The 14509-nt window shown below is 67.9% G+C and carries 14 protein-coding genes and 1 pseudogene; 12 read left to right on the plus strand and 3 right to left on the minus strand.

Annotation, left to right across the window (positions count from 1 at the left end; translation table 11 throughout):
* From J7024_RS33900 to J7024_RS33930, 7 genes are all read left to right on the plus strand, one after another.
* Window positions 1-474: RBBP9/YdeN family alpha/beta hydrolase (locus tag J7024_RS33900; RefSeq protein ID WP_234745869.1), on the plus strand; the 474-nt coding region annotated here is incomplete at its 5' end.
* 284 nt (window positions 475-758) lie between these two features.
* Entirely contained in the window at window positions 759-1925 is a 1167-nt protein-coding gene (locus J7024_RS33905; protein WP_124825694.1) for an ABC transporter substrate-binding protein, read from the plus strand.
* 49 nt (window positions 1926-1974) lie between these two features.
* Window positions 1975-3054: an ABC transporter ATP-binding protein gene (locus J7024_RS33910; RefSeq protein ID WP_124825693.1), complete on the plus strand. Its 1080-nt coding sequence runs from the start codon at window positions 1975-1977 to the stop codon at window positions 3052-3054.
* A 37-nt stretch (window positions 3055-3091) separates the two neighbouring features.
* On the plus strand, window positions 3092-3961 hold the full coding sequence (locus J7024_RS33915) for an ABC transporter permease (protein WP_124825692.1): 870 nt from the start codon (window positions 3092-3094) through the stop codon (window positions 3959-3961).
* Window positions 3961-4884: an ABC transporter permease gene (locus J7024_RS33920; protein ID WP_199568435.1), complete on the plus strand. Its 924-nt coding sequence runs from the start codon at window positions 3961-3963 to the stop codon at window positions 4882-4884. The genes J7024_RS33915 and J7024_RS33920 overlap by 1 nt, the downstream gene beginning before the upstream one ends.
* Before the next feature lie 218 nt (window positions 4885-5102).
* A complete protein-coding gene (locus tag J7024_RS33925) occupies window positions 5103-5540 on the plus strand; it encodes a hypothetical protein (protein WP_124825690.1) in 438 nt (145 codons plus the stop codon).
* Window positions 5541-5915: 375 nt separating this feature from the next.
* A complete protein-coding gene (locus J7024_RS33930; RefSeq protein WP_096505276.1) occupies window positions 5916-6128 on the plus strand; it encodes a hypothetical protein in 213 nt (70 codons plus the stop codon).
* Window positions 6129-6364: 236 nt separating this feature from the next.
* On the opposite strand, the gene J7024_RS33935 is transcribed toward J7024_RS33930, so the two are convergent.
* Window positions 6365-7330: a D-2-hydroxyacid dehydrogenase gene (locus tag J7024_RS33935; protein WP_175770135.1), complete on the minus strand. Its 966-nt coding sequence runs from the start codon at window positions 7328-7330 to the stop codon at window positions 6365-6367.
* A gap of 251 nt (window positions 7331-7581) precedes the next feature.
* Here J7024_RS33935 and J7024_RS33940 point away from each other — a divergent pair, with 251 nt between their 5' ends.
* The 5 genes from J7024_RS33940 to J7024_RS33960 all read left to right on the plus strand — a co-directional run bounded on the left by J7024_RS33940 (window position 7582) and on the right by J7024_RS33960 (window position 12223).
* On the plus strand, window positions 7582-8772 hold the full coding sequence (locus J7024_RS33940; protein WP_124825688.1) for a CaiB/BaiF CoA transferase family protein: 1191 nt from the start codon (window positions 7582-7584) through the stop codon (window positions 8770-8772).
* Between the two features lie 22 nt (window positions 8773-8794).
* A complete protein-coding gene (locus J7024_RS33945) occupies window positions 8795-9757 on the plus strand; it encodes a hydroxymethylglutaryl-CoA lyase (RefSeq protein WP_175750862.1) in 963 nt (320 codons plus the stop codon).
* A gap of 15 nt (window positions 9758-9772) precedes the next feature.
* Window positions 9773-10156: a VOC family protein gene (locus tag J7024_RS33950; protein WP_124825686.1), complete on the plus strand. Its 384-nt coding sequence runs from the start codon at window positions 9773-9775 to the stop codon at window positions 10154-10156.
* 237 nt (window positions 10157-10393) lie between these two features.
* On the plus strand, window positions 10394-11221 hold the full coding sequence (locus J7024_RS33955; RefSeq protein ID WP_124825685.1) for an alpha/beta hydrolase: 828 nt from the start codon (window positions 10394-10396) through the stop codon (window positions 11219-11221).
* Window positions 11222-11329: 108 nt separating this feature from the next.
* The gene (locus tag J7024_RS33960; RefSeq protein ID WP_124825684.1) at window positions 11330-12223 is read left to right on the plus strand and encodes a LysR family transcriptional regulator; all 894 of its coding nucleotides are present in this window, start codon (window positions 11330-11332) and stop codon (window positions 12221-12223) included.
* 70 nt (window positions 12224-12293) lie between these two features.
* On the opposite strand, the gene J7024_RS33965 is transcribed toward J7024_RS33960, so the two are convergent.
* Together J7024_RS33965 and J7024_RS33970 are read right to left on the minus strand one after the other, a co-directional pair.
* Window positions 12294-13751: an MFS transporter gene (locus J7024_RS33965; protein WP_124825683.1), complete on the minus strand. Its 1458-nt coding sequence runs from the start codon at window positions 13749-13751 to the stop codon at window positions 12294-12296.
* 440 nt (window positions 13752-14191) lie between these two features.
* Window positions 14192-14509 (minus strand): annotated as a pseudogene (locus J7024_RS33970) (hypothetical protein); the annotation flags it as partial.

A 14509-nucleotide genomic window follows, 5' to 3' on the forward strand; every position in this document is an offset into this window, starting at 1 on the left:
CGCGCCGTCGCGCCGCTCGAGGCCGACAAGCTGAGCCGCGCCGCGCGCGTCGCGGCGCTCGATGCGGCGCTGGCCGCGATCGACGGCCCCGTGATTCTGGTCGCGCACAGCGCGGGTGTGATGATCGCCGTGCATTGGGCGCTGCAGGGCACGCGGGCGATCGACGGCGCGCTGCTCGCGACGCCGGCCGACCTGGATACGCCGATGCCCGACGGCTATCCGACACCCGATGTGCTCGATGCGCACGGCTGGACGCCGGTGCCGACCCGGCCGCTGCCGTTTCCGAGCATCGTGGCCGCGAGCCGCAACGATCCGCTCGCGCGTTTCGAACGCGTGCAGGCGCTGGCGGCAGGGTGGGGCAGCCGGCTCGTCGATCTCGGGGCGGTCGGGCACCTGAATCCGGCGTCCGGGTATGGCGAGTGGCGGGATGCCGAGCGGCTGATCGGCGAGGCGGTCGCGCTTCGTGCGGCCTGAGTGCCGCCCCGTAACGCGCCGTGCCGCACACGTGCCCGGGCCGGCGCGGCGACGTGAACCGATTTCATTTCAGCGGCTATTGATATACGACGTCCTAGCACACCTCGCATCCATTGCCACCTGGCGCCACGAAATCGGTCAATCGGCAAATCCTCGACAAACGGAAGGTTTTTGTTAGGGAAATTCCCGCCCCGCGCCGCTCGGTTTTTTGTTGACCGACATCGTATAACACCGTCATGATTTCCTGAAAGAAAGGTCCCATCCACCGACCGAAGTGAGGAGACATGAACACAACCACGATCGGGCGCCGCGTATGCCGAATCGCCCTGGCGCTGGGCTTCACGCTGTCGGCCGCGGCGGCTGTCGCGGCCCCCGTGTCGCTGAATGTCGTCGATGTCGCGGGCAACCTGCAACTGACGCAGAAGGCCATCGAGGCCTTCAGGGACAAGAACCCGAATCTCGTCTCGACCGTCACGTTCACGAATGCGCCCGCGCCGCAACTGCCGGGCAAGATCAAGGCGATGCAGGCGGCGGGGCGCTCCGACATCGACCTCGTGCTGACCGGCACCGACGCGCTGGCCGCCGGCATCGAGCAGAATCTCTGGCTCAAGCTGCTGCCCGACAACGCGGGCGCGTTCCCCGGCGTGCTCGACAAGTACGCGCCCGGCCCGCGCAAGATGCAGGATCTCGCGCAGGGCTTCGGCCTCGAAGTGACCTACATGCCGGCCGGCCCGCTGCTCGAATACAACCCGGCCAAGGTCGGCGATCCGCCGAAGACGCCCGCCCAGTTGCTCGCGTGGTGCAAGGCGCATCCGAACAAGCTGATCTACGCGCGCCCGGCCAACTCGGGCCCGGGCCGCACGTTCCTGATGGGGCTCCCGTACGTGCTCGGCGACAAGAACCCGCAGGACCCGATCAACGGCTGGGACAAGACCTGGGCGTTCCTGAAGCAGCTCAACGACTGCATCCCGTACTACCCGGGCGGCACGTCGGCGGTGATGAAGGAGCTCGGCGAAGGCACGCGCGACATGACCGTGACCGTCACCGGCTGGGACATCAACCCGCGCGCGCTCGGCATCGTGCCGGCCGACTTCCGGATCCAAGCGTTCGACAACATGACGTGGGTCAACGATGCGCACTACATGGTGATCCCGAAGGGCGTGCCGAAGGACAAGCTCGACGTGCTGTTCAAGCTGATGAACTTCCTGCTCGAGCCGCCTCAGCAGGCAATGACCTACGACGACGGCTACTTCTATCCGGGCCCGGCGGTGAAAGGCGTGACGCTGGAGATGGCGCCCGCGCACAGCCAGGACGTGATCAGGAAATTCGGCCGCCCCGAGTACGCAAAGCTCTTGGCCGATCATCCCCACGTGCAGCCGCTCAGCGCGCAGGCGATGGTCGCCGCGTTCCAGAAGTGGGACCGCGAGATCGGTTCGCAGAAGTCGAAATGACGCATGACCCTGCGGGCGCTGCGGCGCCCGCGCCGACGGAGTTCGCGTAATGAAGCACGGTTTCGAACGGCTGCGGCTCGACGGCGTATGCCGCAGCTTCACCAATGCGGAGGGTGCGCAGGTCGCCGCGCTAAGCGGGCTCGATCTCGACATCAGGCGCGGTGAGTTCATCGCGTTGCTCGGCCCGTCCGGTTGCGGCAAGTCGACCGCGCTGAACTGCATTGCCGGGCTGCAGCCGCTCACGAGCGGCGGCATCTGGCTCGACGACACGCGCATCGACGTGCTGCCGCCCGAGCGCCGCGGCTTCGGGATGGTGTTCCAGAACTACGCGCTGTTTCCGCACATGTCGGTGCTCGAGAACGTCGGCTTCGGGCTCAAGATGCGCGGTGTGCCGAAACAGGAAACACGGCGGCGTGCGCAGCAGGCGCTCGAACTCGTGCAACTCGTCGGCCATGAAGGCAAGCTGCCCGGGCAACTGTCGGGCGGCCAGCAGCAGCGCGTCGCGATCGCGCGCGCGATCGTCATCGAGCCGCCGCTGGTGCTGATGGACGAGCCGCTGTCTAACCTCGACACGAAGCTGCGCATCGAGATGCGGGCCGAGATCCGCCGCATCCACACGCAGCTCGAACGCGCGACGATCTACGTGACGCACGATCAGGACGAGGCGCTGTCGATGGCCGACCGGATCGTCGTGATGAAGGAGGGCGTCGTGCAGCAGGTCGCGTCGCCGAAGGACGTGTACACGCGCCCGCACAACCTGCACGTCGCTCGCTTCATGGGCTATCGCAACGTGCTGCCGTTCGCGCTCGAAGGAATGGCCGGCGATCACGTGAGCGTCACTGCAGCAGGCGTGCGCATCACGGGCGTGCCGATGGCCGGTTTCGACGGCAAGGACGTGCTGGTCGCGCTGCGCCCCGACGATATCGAACGCGCGGAGGAAGGCGCCGACAACGCGTTCGACGCGACGGTCGACACGCTCGAGTACGGCGGCCGCGATTCGCTGATCCGCGCCACCACGCCGTTCGGCCCGATCTGGGCGCGCGTGGCCGGCGAATTCGCCGAAGGCCAGCGGCTGCGCCTGCGCGTGGCGCCGGCGCGCACGCTCGTCTACGCGGGAGACGCGAAATGAGCGGCGCACGCACGGCGGCGGCCCGCCGGGAGGCCGCATGAGCACGCTCGCGGCCGGTACGCGGCGCGATGCGAAGGCGTGGCTCGTCGCGCCCGCGCTCGCGTTCATCGTCGCGCTGTTCATCTATCCGTTCGCCTACGGCCTCGTGCTGTCGTTCCAGCCGATGAACGGCGGCGGCGCGCTCGCGAACTACGTGCAGTTCTTCACCGATACCGCGATGTGGCCGACCGTGCTCGTCACGCTCAAGCTCGCGGTGCCGGCCACGCTGATCAACGTCGGCATCTCGGTGCCCGTCGCGTTCGCGCTGCGCCGCAATTCGCCGTACCAGAAGTTCGTCACGACGCTGCTCGTGATTCCCGTCACGCTCGGCACGGTGCTCGTCGCCGACGGAATGCTCACGTATTTCGGCCCGAACGGCTGGTTCCCGCAGGCGCTGCAGGGGCTGCACCTGTACACGGACGAAGTGCGCCTCACGCACAACTACTGGGGCGTGCTGCTGTCGCTGATCGTGTCGGGTTTTCCGTTCGCGTTCCTGCTGATGCTGTCGTACGTCAGCGGTATCGATCCGACGCTCGCGCGCGCCGCGGCCACCCTCGGCGCGAACCCGTGGCAGCAGTTCCGGCAGATCTACCTGCCGCTGCTCGTGCCGGGACTCACGATGGCCGCGTGCCTGTCGTTCGTGCAGGCGTTCTCGGTGTTTCCGTCGGCCGTGCTGCTCGGCGCGCCGGCCGGGCCGACGCGCGTGATCTCGATCGCGGCAGCCGAAGCCGCGTTCGAGAGCTATGACTATTCGCTCGCGTCCGCGATCGCGATCGTGATGGGTTTCGTGCAGTTGCTAGTGGTCGCAGCGATGCTGGGCGCTCGCCGCTTCTTCTATACCGGTCCGGTCACGGGAGGCAAGGGCTGATGGGGACCGACAATCATGCCGCGCCGACATGGCCGCCGAAGCCCACCCCGCCCGGTGCGCAGCCCGTCAACGCGATGAAGCCGCGGAAGATGCGCGGCAACCTTGCCGGTCGCGCGTGGAAGGCGCTCGTGTGGGGGCTGATGGCGTTCTTCCTGCTGAACGTGATGCTGCTGATCGCGACCGTCGCGGTGAACTCGGTCGCGACGCGCTGGTTCGGTACGCCGCTGCCGCAGGGCTTCACGCTGCACTGGTACGCGAAGGCATGGGAAGACTTCCAGCTCGCGAGCGTGCTGTGGGTGACCGTCGAAGTCGTCGGCGCGGTCGTGCTGCTGTCGGTCGCGCTCGGCGTCCCGGCCGCGTATGCGCTCGCGCGCGTGCAGTTCCGCGGCAAGCGCTTCGCGCTGCTGGTGTTCCTGCTGCCGTTGATGGTGCCGCCCGTCACGTACGGGATCCCGATGGCGACCGTCATGTACAAGGTCGGACTCGCGGGCACGCTGCCGGGCGTGATCCTCGCGAACCTGGTGCCGGCGCTGCCGTTCGTGATCCTCGTGATGACGCCGTTCATCGAGCAGATCGACCCGAATCTCGAATCCGCCGCGCGGATCTTCGGTGCGAACACGTGGCGCTATTTCCGCTACGTGCTGCTGCCGCTGCTGGTGCCCGGCATGCTCGCCGCGTGCTTGCTCGTGCTGGTGCGCACGATCGGGATGTTCGAGCTGACCTTCTTCACCGCGGGCCCGAGCACGCAGACGCTCGTCGTCGCGCTGTATTACGCGGTGTTTTCGACCGGCGTGCGCGCGCCGCAGTCGATCGATGCGATGGCGATGATCTACATGGCCATCACGCTCATCTGGGTCGTGATCGCGCTGCAGTTCGTGAGCCCGACGCAGCTGGTGAGCCGCGTGAAGCAGGAGCGGCAGTAGCGACAGTAGGCGCGAACCCAGTCGACGCGGCAGCAGGGCGGCGGCGCGATAGCATTGCGCCGCGCGTCCGTTGGCCTGCACGCATCCGTGCAATTGGTTACAAATGGATACCGCGCACGACACGCGGACGTTGCAGACTACGCGGCGTACCGGCCAGGCGTTGCGCTCATCGCGCATCGCCGCACGCCGCCCGACGTTCACCCGATGCACGGATATCCATGAAGTTTCAAACGCTGCTCACGCTCGGCTGTGCCGCCTCGCTGCTTGCCGCCTGCAACCTGCTCCACGACGGTCCCGGATCGGGCGACGTCGACGCCGCGGTGCGCCGTGCGCTCGAAGCGGAAAACCACGGCGGCCTGAACGCGCTGTTCGGCCAGCCGCTGCCCGTGTCGGCCGACGTGATCTCGGCCAAACCCGACGGCGACTGCAAGAAGGTCGGCGAGCGCACCTATACGTGCGACGTCGTGGTCACGTGGCGCAATACCGATTACTCGCCGTCGCGCGCGAACCTCACGTTCGTGCAGGCCGCCGACGGATCGTGGCAGACGTCGGGCGTCGATGCGGCCATCGCGACGGGCGCCGCCAAATCGATGATCGACAGGATCGGCAAGGCATGGCCCGGCAATGCGGCCAGCGCCGCGTCGGCGCCGCAGTAACGCACCGGGTGGCCGTCCTGCCGATTGCAGTGTGCGGTGCAGCCGATGCCCACCGCATCGCCGCTCACTTTTTGTCGAAGACCTGCCCCCGATAACGGATGCTTCCACCGGTCGCGACGAGCGCACCGGTCAGCGCCCGCGCACCGCTATGCCGGCAGCGGTGCGCCCGGCGCCGTGCGGCCCGCCGCGCTCGCCGTGCCGGCATCCGCACCGATCCCCGACGCTTGTTCGACCCGCGCTCAAGCCCGGATTGACATGAAAAGGGGCGCGAACACCGGCCCGCCATCGGTCGAGCCAATTTTCGATATACGGGCCAACATATAGGGAAAACCCTTAATTCGAGATATAATCATTGGGTAGAAGAAAGGTCGAATCATGCCCGAACGTTTCCAATCCCTTGAAAAATTTGTGTTTTCCCTGATCGTGATGTCCGCGGTCGTCTGCTCCGCATTCCTCGCGTACGAGCGTCACCCCGAGATCAAGATCGCGCTGCACGAAGGCGAAGCGCTGATGCGCGAAAGCGCCAAGTATTCGGCCATCTGCTCGCCGTCGAAGGTCGATCCTTGCGTCGAGATGTCCGCGTACTGATTCGCGCATCGAAATCCGTTTCAGACGCGTCCGGCCGCTTTGGCAGCCGGCGTTCGTTCGCGTAGCGCGCCCGGGGAATCCGCAACCTGGTCGCAAGACTGCGCGGATGCACGCGCGCTGATCGACGCGCCGAGTCGTCGGCACCCGCGACCCCGAATCCAGCCGGCCCCGCTTCGAGCAATCGAGCGGGGCCGTTCTGTCTGCGCGGTCGAAACGATCGCCGCTTCCCGAATGCATCACACGACGTTATGCGGCTCGCCCGCCGCAAAGGCGGCGACGTTGTCGACGAGCTGGTCGGCCAGCGCCTGCATCGCCTCGTCGCTCGCCCATCCGACATGCGGCGTCAGGATGAAGGCCGGATGCGACAGAATCGCGTGAAACGGATGCGCGGCCGGCAGCGGCTCCTGCGTGAGCACGTCGAACCCCGCGCCCGAGATCTGCCCGGACTGCAGCGCGTCGACCAGCGCGCTTTCATCCACGATTCCGCCGCGCGCGGTATTGATCAGCAACGGGCGGCGCGCCATCCGTGCGAAGGCGCGTGCGTCGATCAGGTTGCGCGTGGCCGGCGTGAGCGGGCAGTGCAGCGTGATCGCGTCGCTGTCGTGCAGCAGCGCGTCGAGCGGCACGTGATCGTCTCCCCGCGCGTCGCCGTGCGCGGCAAACAGCACGCGCATGTCGAGCGCGCGCGCGATGCCGGCCACCGCGCGGCCAAGCACGCCGTCGCCGACGATCCCGAGCGTCGAGCCGGCCAGGTCGCGAATCGGGTGATCGAAGAAGCAGAACTGTCCGCTGTCGAGCCAGCGTCCCGCCCGCACCGCGTCGCGATAGGCGACGAGGCTGCGCCGCAGCGCGAAGATCAGCGCGAACGTGTGCTCGGGCACGGTGCGCACCGCATACCCGCGAATGTTGCTGACGACGATGCCGCGCGCCGCGCATGCATCGAGATCGACGATGTCGGTGCCGGTGGCCGCGATCGCGATCATCTTCAGGTGTGGCGCATCGGCGAGTGCCGCCGCGTCGAGCCGGACCTTGTTGGTGACGACGATGTCCGCGTCGCCGATGCGTTCGGCCACCTCGAACGCGGCCGTCCGTTCGAACGTATGGAGCACGTGCGGAAACGGCAACGGCTTCAACACGGTCTGCGGCGACAGCGTCGCGCGGTCGAGAAACACGATCTTCGCGGGAGAAGAGCTGGAAAACATGGCGGGCCTCGCTGACGGGCGCCCGGCGGGCGCGCAACGGCAACGATTCTGCCAACGGCGCGCGCGGCCCGGCTTGACCGTTGCGCGAGTGCGCTTTCCCGGATGGAAAGGCCGATGCAACGTACGTCGTATCGTCACGCCTGCCAGCCTTTCCGTCCGGGAAAGGCTGGTTGAGCATCGATCGATTTTCGCCGGGCGCGAACGCCGTCATGATCGCCGTCATCGACAACACGATTTCATCGGAGACAGTCATGACGAGACCCCTGGACGGCATCCGCGTGCTGGAACTCGGCCAACTGATCGCCGGGCCGTTCGCGGGCCGGATGCTCGCGGAATTCGGCGCGGACGTGATCAAGGTCGAGCCGCCCGGCGTCGGCGACCCGTTGCGCAAATGGCGGCTGCTGCACGAAGGCACGTCGGTCTGGTGGGCCGCGCAGTCGCGCAACAAGCGCTCGCTCGCGCTCGACCTGCGTACCGCCGAAGGGCAGGACGTCGTGCGCCGCCTCGTCGCCGAAACCGACGTGCTGATCGAGAACTTCCGGCCAGGCACGCTCGAAGGCTGGGGGCTCGGCTGGGACACGCTGTCCGCCATCAACCCGGGACTCGTGATGCTGCGCGTGTCCGGCTTCGGGCAAACCGGCCCGTACCGCGACCGGCCCGGTTTCGGCGTGATCGCCGAGGCGATGGGCGGCCTGCGGCACCTGACCGGCGAGCCCGGCCGTACGCCGGTGCGTGTGGGCGTGTCGCTCGGCGATTCGCTGTCGGCGCTGCACGGCGTGATCGGCGTGCTGCTCGCGCTGCGGCATCGCGAACAGCAGGGCGGCCAGGGGCAGGTCGTCGACGTTGCGCTGTACGAGTCGGTCTTCAACATGATGGAAAGCCTGCTGCCCGAATACTCGGCGTTCGGCGCGGTGCGCGAGGCGGCCGGCAGCAGCCTGCCCGGCATCGCACCGACCAACGCGTACCGGTGCCGCGACGGCAAGTACGCGCTGATCGCCGGCAACGGCGACAGCATCTTCCGGCGCCTGATGGCGCTGATCGCGCGCCCCGACCTCGGCAACGATCCCGCGCTCGCGCACAACGACGGCCGCGTCGCTCAGGTCGCGCGCATCGACGCGGCGATCGGCGAATGGAGCGCGCAGCGTGATCTCGACGACGTGCTGGCCGCGCTGAACGAAGCGCGCATTCCGTCCGGACGCATCTACGACGTCGCCGACATCGCGGCCGACCCGCATTACCGCGCGCGCGACATGATCGTCGACGCCGCGTTGCCCGACGGCACGCCGGTGCTCGTGCCGGGCATCGTGCCGAAACTGGGCGCGACGCCGGGACACATCGAGCGTGCGGCGCCCGCGCTCGGCGCGCATACCGATGCCGTACTCGAATCGATCGGCATCGATGCCGCGACGCGCGACGACTGGCGCACGCGCGGCGTGATCTGAACGGCCCCCCAGGAGCGACGACATGCGCACACAACCCCGACGACTCTACATCCACGAAGTCGCGACACGCGACGGTTTCCAGAACGAAGCGGCCTTCGTCGACACCGACGACAAGATCGCGCTCGTCGATGCGCTGAGCGCATGCGGCTACGCGAAGATCGAAGTCACGTCGTTCACGTCGCCGAAGGCGATTCCCGCACTGCGCGATGCCGAGGCCGTGATGCACGGCATCGTGCGCGCGCCGGGCGTCGTCTATACGGTGCTCGTGCCGAACGTGCGCGGCGCGGAGCGCGCGCTGTCGTGCGGCGTCGACGAAGTGAACCTCGTGATGTCGATGAGCGAGAGCCACAACCGCGCGAACCTGCGAATGACCCGCGAACAGTCGTTCGCGCAGTTGCGCGACGTGATCGACACGGTGCGCGGCACGGGCGTCGCGATCAACGTGTCGCTGTCGACCGCGATGGGTTGCCCGATGGAGGGCGACGTGCGCGCGGAAACCGTGCTCGCATGGATGCAGCGGTTCGCCGATCTCGGCGTGCACGGCTTCACGCTGTGCGATACGACCGGCATGGCGTTTCCGTCGCAGGTACGCGATCTCGGCCAACGCGCACGCGAGCGCTTCGGCGTGTTGCAGCTCACGCTGCACTTTCACAACACGCGCGGGATGGCGCTCGCCAACACGCTCGCCGCGCTCGATGCGGGCATCGACCGCTTCGACGCCTCGCTCGGCGGGCTCGGCGGATGCCCGTACGCACCGGGCGCGACCGGCAACGCGTGCACCGAAGAGCTTGTGCACATGCTCGCGCTCGACGGCTACGATACCGGCATCGACCTCGCAGCCGTGCTTGCCGCGGCCGCGCGGCTGCCCGAACTGATCGGGCACGACGTGCCGAGCCAGATCCTGAAGGCGGGGCGGCGCGGGGATCTTCACCCGGCGCCGCGCGCCGAAGCCGGCGACATGCCGGCGCAGCGGGCTTTCTCATGAACAGGAGCGAATCACATGGCGCTGATTGACCACCTCGACCACCTCGTGCTGACCTGCGTCGATCCGGAACGGACGAAGCACTTCTACACCGAGGTGCTGCAGATGCAGCTCGAAACCTTCGGCGCGGGGCGGCTCGCGTTCCGTTTCGGCAACCAGAAGATCAACCTGCACGTGCGCGGCGCGGAGTTCGAGCCGAAGGCGCACGTGCCGGTGCCGGGCGCGCTCGACCTGTGCTTCATCGCGTCGGTGCCGCTCGACGACGTGATCGCGCATCTGCGGCGCGTCGCATGGCCGATCGTCGAAGGGCCCGTCGAGCGCACCGGTGCGACACGGAAAATCCGCTCGGTGTACGTGCGCGATCCGGACCTGAACCTGATCGAGATCTCGGAGCCGATCTGACGGAGCAGGGTGGCGCGGCGCTTCCCCGCGCCTGTCCACGCGTCCATGCACTGTCCACCACGCGGCACCGTAGTCCCTCGCCGAAAGCGGACAGGCGCGCACCCTGCTCGCCGATTCCGGATAGTCGGGCCCGCCCGCGCTGCGGATAATGAAACGACGGCGTCGGCCTGTCCGCCGCCTTCTCGGCGGGCTCCGCGCAGGACCCGCGCATCCGCAATCCGACCAGGTGCTTCCCGAATGACGATCCTCTATCGCGGCATGGACCGCGCGGCACTCGACGCCGCCTACCTGAACACGAAGGCCATTCCCGATTTCCCGGCGGTGCTCGCGTCCAGCCAGGCACGCAGCGCAGCGCTGTACGACGCGACACCCGGCAGCCGCGACCTGCGTTACGGCCCGCGTCCCGCGCAGCGCTTCGACTGGCTGCACTGCGGCCGGCCCGACGCACCGCTGTTCGTGTTCATTCACGGCGGCTACTGGCAACACTGCGCGAAAGAGGATTTCGCGTACGCCTCGGCCGGCCCGCTCGCACGCGGCTTCGACGTCGTGCTCGCCGAATACACGCTCGCGCCGGCCGCATCGATGACCGATATCGTCGCTGAAATCGGCGCGTTGCTCGATCATCTCGCGGCCGATCCGGACGGCATCGGCACCGCCGGCAGGCCGCTCCACCTGAGCGGCCATTCGGCGGGCGGCCACCTGACGGCCGTGCATCGCGCACATCCGGCCGTCGTGTCGGCGCTCGCGATCAGCCCGCTCGTCGATCTCGAACCGATCTCGCTGTGCGTGCTCGACGACAAGCTGACGCTCACCGCGCACGAAATCGCCGCGTACAGCCCGCTGCACCATGTCGAGCCTGGTGCGCCGACCGTCGTCGCGGTCGGCGCGGCCGAGCTGCCCGAGCTCGTGCGGCAAGCGCATGAATACGCCGACGCATGCGAAGCAGCCGGCGAACACGTTGCGCGCGCATGGTTGCCCGGCATGCGGCATTTCTCGGTGCTCGACGATCTCGCGAAGCCGGACGGCGCGATGCTCGCGGCATTGCAGGCGCTGACGTCGCGCTGACCGGGCCATTTCACAGCCGCACGGCCGCACGGCCGCGCGTATGATCGGCATCAGGCCGATCCGGCACCGACCGCGCGCGCCGCACGGCTTTCCCCCAGGACCCACGACATGGTGAACCCGCTTCATTTCGATCTGCAGTCGCTGCGCGTGTTCGCGCTCGTCGCCGAGCACGGTAGCCTGACCAAGGCGGCGGAACATGGCCAGCTCACGCTGTCCGCGGTCAGCAAGCGCATTGCGGAGCTCGAGAGCGTGACGGGCAGTGCGCTGTTCGTCCGACACGCGCGCGGCGTCGAACTGACACCCGCGGGCCGCGCGCTGCTCGACCATGCGGCGAAGGTGATCGAGCAGGTCAACCGGATGGCGCACGAGATGAGCGACTACGTCGCCGGCGTGCGCGGCCATATCCACGTGTGGACCAACACGTCGGCCATCGTCCAGTTCCTGCCGGCCGATCTCGCCGCGTTCCTCACCGGCAATCCGGGCATCAAGGTCAGTCTCGAAGAGCGGCTGAGCCATGAGATCGTCGACGCGCTCGCGTCCGGCAAGGCCGATCTTGGCGTGTTCGCCGACAACGTGCCGGCGCCGGGCATCGAACGCCGGCTGTACCGGCGCGACGAACTCGTGCTGCTCGTGCCGCGCGGACATCGCTTCGCTGCGCACGACAGCATCCGCTTCGCGGATACGCTCGATGAAGACTACGTCGGCCTGAGCGACGGCAGTTCGCTGCTCGCGCGGATGACCGACGCCGCGTTCGCGGCCGAACGCTCGCTGAAGCTGCGCATCCAGGTATCGAATTTCGACGGCGTGAGCCGGATGATCGAGGCCGGGCTCGGAATCGGCGTGCTGCCGCGCGACGCGGTGACCAGCGAGCGCGCAGCGCGGCTCGGGGTCGTGACGCTCGACGATGCGTGGGCGATGCGCACGCTTTGGGTCGGCGTGAAGGCCGGCACCGTGCTGACCACCGATATCGCAAAGCTGTTCGATTTCATGTCGGCGCGCTGAACGCGCCTCAACCGCGACGCGCGAGGCAAGCATCGGCACGCCCCGCGCGGTTGTCGCATTTCACCGGGCATTACACCGGGTTGATGTCGTCCTGGCTGCGCCGCGTGGTCAGCGGCCCGAGCACGCGCAGCGTGACCGCGACGATGCCGAGCGCAATCGAGATCACGCCGAACATCGCACCCGCGCCGTAACCGGCGAGCACCGGCAGCAGCATGAACGGCAGCGCGCCGCTGACGATGCGCGACAGCGCATAGGTGCTGCCGATCGCCGTCGAGCGCACGCGCGCCGGAAAGATTTCGGCCTGGTACACGTGATACGCATTGCTGAACACGTTCGACGCGCAGGTCGTCAGCAAGCCGAAGCAGACGATCAGCGCCGTATTGCCCGAATATGCGAAGCCCAGCCCGAATGCGGCGATCGACAGGATCGACACGATCACGAGCGTGCGGCGCTCGATCCAGTTCAGCAGCGGAATCGACAGCAGCGAGCCGACCGGATAACCGATGAACGACAGTGCGATGAACAGCGTGCTGTCCGTCACGTCGAAACCGCGGCTCTTGACAACCGTGCCCGCGAGCGTGCCGAACCCGTAATAGCCGAAGCCCTGGAACAGATGGAACACCGCGAGCATCAGATAGCGCTTGCCGTACGGCCGACGGCGCAGCAACGCAATGCGCTCGCCGATGCCCAGCGGCCGCTGCGGTTCAGCCGATTCGGCAAACTGCTCGGGTGCGTGTACGCCGGCGCTTTGCGCGAAGCGCCGCGCCGCGGCATGTGCTTCCGCCGTGCGGCCTTGAGCGAGCAGCCAGCGCGGGCTTTCCGGCAACCGGTGCTGGATCAGCAGCACGTACACGGCGCCGAGGCTGCCGATCGCGAGGATGATGCGCCAGCCGGCCACGCCCGCAACATGCAGCGGGTTGAGCCACAGCGCGAGAAAGCCGACCAGCGGCACCGCGACGTAGGAGGTCGTGTAGGCCCACGCGGCGAGCCGCCCGCGCTTTTCCTTCGGCAGGATTTCGGACAGGAAGCTGTCGGCGACCGGATAGATCGCGCCGACGCCGATGCCCGTCAGGAACCGGCATGCGACCAGCATGTCGGCGTTCACCGAGAATGCGCCGACCAGCGAAAACGCGCTGTACCAGACGAGCGTCATCAGGAACGCCTTGCGGCGGCCTATCCGGTCGGCGAGGCTGCCCAGGCAGATCGCGCCGACGAACATCCCGATGAACGCGGACGCGAGCAGCAGCTTGAAATCGGCGCTTTCCCGGCTCAGTCCGTATTCATGCTGCAACGCGGTGCCGATCGTGCTGACGAGGAAGATCTCGTACATGTCGAAGAACAGCCCGATGCCGATCACCCACACGACGAACCTGTGCAATGCGCCGACCGGCAGGTCGTCCATGAATTCGCCGAGCGTGATGCCGCGGGCGGGAAGGAGCGCCGCATCGGCGCCGGCCCGGCCCGCGGACGATCTTGCGGACGCGGGTCCGCCCGCATTGCCGCCGAGGTCGAGGGATTGGCTGTTCATCGTGTCTCCTGATTATCGATATGCCGCGGCGCAGCGCCCGGCCGTTCGCGGCCGGCATCACGGGCCCGGTCGCGCGATGCGACGGCGGGGCTCGCACGGCCCGTGAAAGGCCGAATGCGCGGGCTGCGCCGATCGTCCGAAACATGGTCGGCGAATTCGCGCGGCTCGATAATTGCGGATGCCTCAAGCATCCTTTCCTGCTCAGAAAGGCTGCGAAACGCCCACGGGGCGGGCGTCCGATGCGGGCCCGGCCACCGGGCGAGCGTCGGGGCAGGGAAAACCATGAGGCGTTGAAGTCGAACGGCTGCGGCCGACTATCACGGCGCGCGGCGATATTCCACATCAGTACGGCGGAATGCGCCGGCGCGGCGCACCTCACCGCGCGTATTCGTCTGCCCGTTGGCGAAAGACGTGCAGCGACCGGCGTGCGCCATCCGGGTTCATGGCGATGCGCACGGATCAGCGTGTTCGGCAGCCGCCTTTGCGTCCGCCTGTTCATGCCGCACCGTATCCGACGCGACGGCCTGCAGGCTTGCCGCCATGACCGGCGCGATGTCGAGCTGCGCGGCCGCTTGCTCGCGCGCCCCCAACGTGCGGACGTCGACGCCGCTGATCTGCTGGAACAGCACGAGCGCGCTCAGATACGCGCCGAGCACGCCCGGATGCAGATAGTCGGGCCGCGAGATCGGCGGGTCGTTCTGCGCGCGAATGCCGTACCACAGCAGCGGCGCGACGGACGGCGCATACGGATCGGCGGC

This window comes from Burkholderia sp. WTPI3, assembly GCF_021483755.1.
GTDB lineage: Bacteria > Pseudomonadota > Gammaproteobacteria > Burkholderiales > Burkholderiaceae > Burkholderia.

Excerpts from the sequence above, each read along its gene's own strand:
- J7024_RS33905 (WP_124825694.1), top strand. The coding sequence starts at position 759 with ATGAACACAACCACGATCGGGCGCCGCGTATGCCGAATCGCCCTGGCG.
- J7024_RS33910 (WP_124825693.1), top strand. The coding sequence starts at position 1,975 with ATGAAGCACGGTTTCGAACGGCTGCGGCTCGACGGCGTATGCCGCAGC.
- J7024_RS33915 (WP_124825692.1), top strand. The coding sequence starts at position 3,092 with ATGAGCACGCTCGCGGCCGGTACGCGGCGCGATGCGAAGGCGTGGCTC.
- J7024_RS33920 (WP_199568435.1), top strand. The coding sequence starts at position 3,961 with ATGGGGACCGACAATCATGCCGCGCCGACATGGCCGCCGAAGCCCACC.
- J7024_RS33925 (WP_124825690.1), top strand. The coding sequence starts at position 5,103 with ATGAAGTTTCAAACGCTGCTCACGCTCGGCTGTGCCGCCTCGCTGCTT.
- J7024_RS33930 (WP_096505276.1), top strand. The coding sequence starts at position 5,916 with ATGCCCGAACGTTTCCAATCCCTTGAAAAATTTGTGTTTTCCCTGATC.
- J7024_RS33935 (WP_175770135.1), bottom strand. The coding sequence starts at position 7,330 with ATGTTTTCCAGCTCTTCTCCCGCGAAGATCGTGTTTCTCGACCGCGCG.
- J7024_RS33940 (WP_124825688.1), top strand. The coding sequence starts at position 7,582 with ATGACGAGACCCCTGGACGGCATCCGCGTGCTGGAACTCGGCCAACTG.
- J7024_RS33945 (WP_175750862.1), top strand. The coding sequence starts at position 8,795 with ATGCGCACACAACCCCGACGACTCTACATCCACGAAGTCGCGACACGC.
- J7024_RS33950 (WP_124825686.1), top strand. The coding sequence starts at position 9,773 with ATGGCGCTGATTGACCACCTCGACCACCTCGTGCTGACCTGCGTCGAT.
- J7024_RS33955 (WP_124825685.1), top strand. The coding sequence starts at position 10,394 with ATGACGATCCTCTATCGCGGCATGGACCGCGCGGCACTCGACGCCGCC.
- J7024_RS33960 (WP_124825684.1), top strand. The coding sequence starts at position 11,330 with ATGGTGAACCCGCTTCATTTCGATCTGCAGTCGCTGCGCGTGTTCGCG.
- J7024_RS33965 (WP_124825683.1), bottom strand. The coding sequence starts at position 13,751 with ATGAACAGCCAATCCCTCGACCTCGGCGGCAATGCGGGCGGACCCGCG.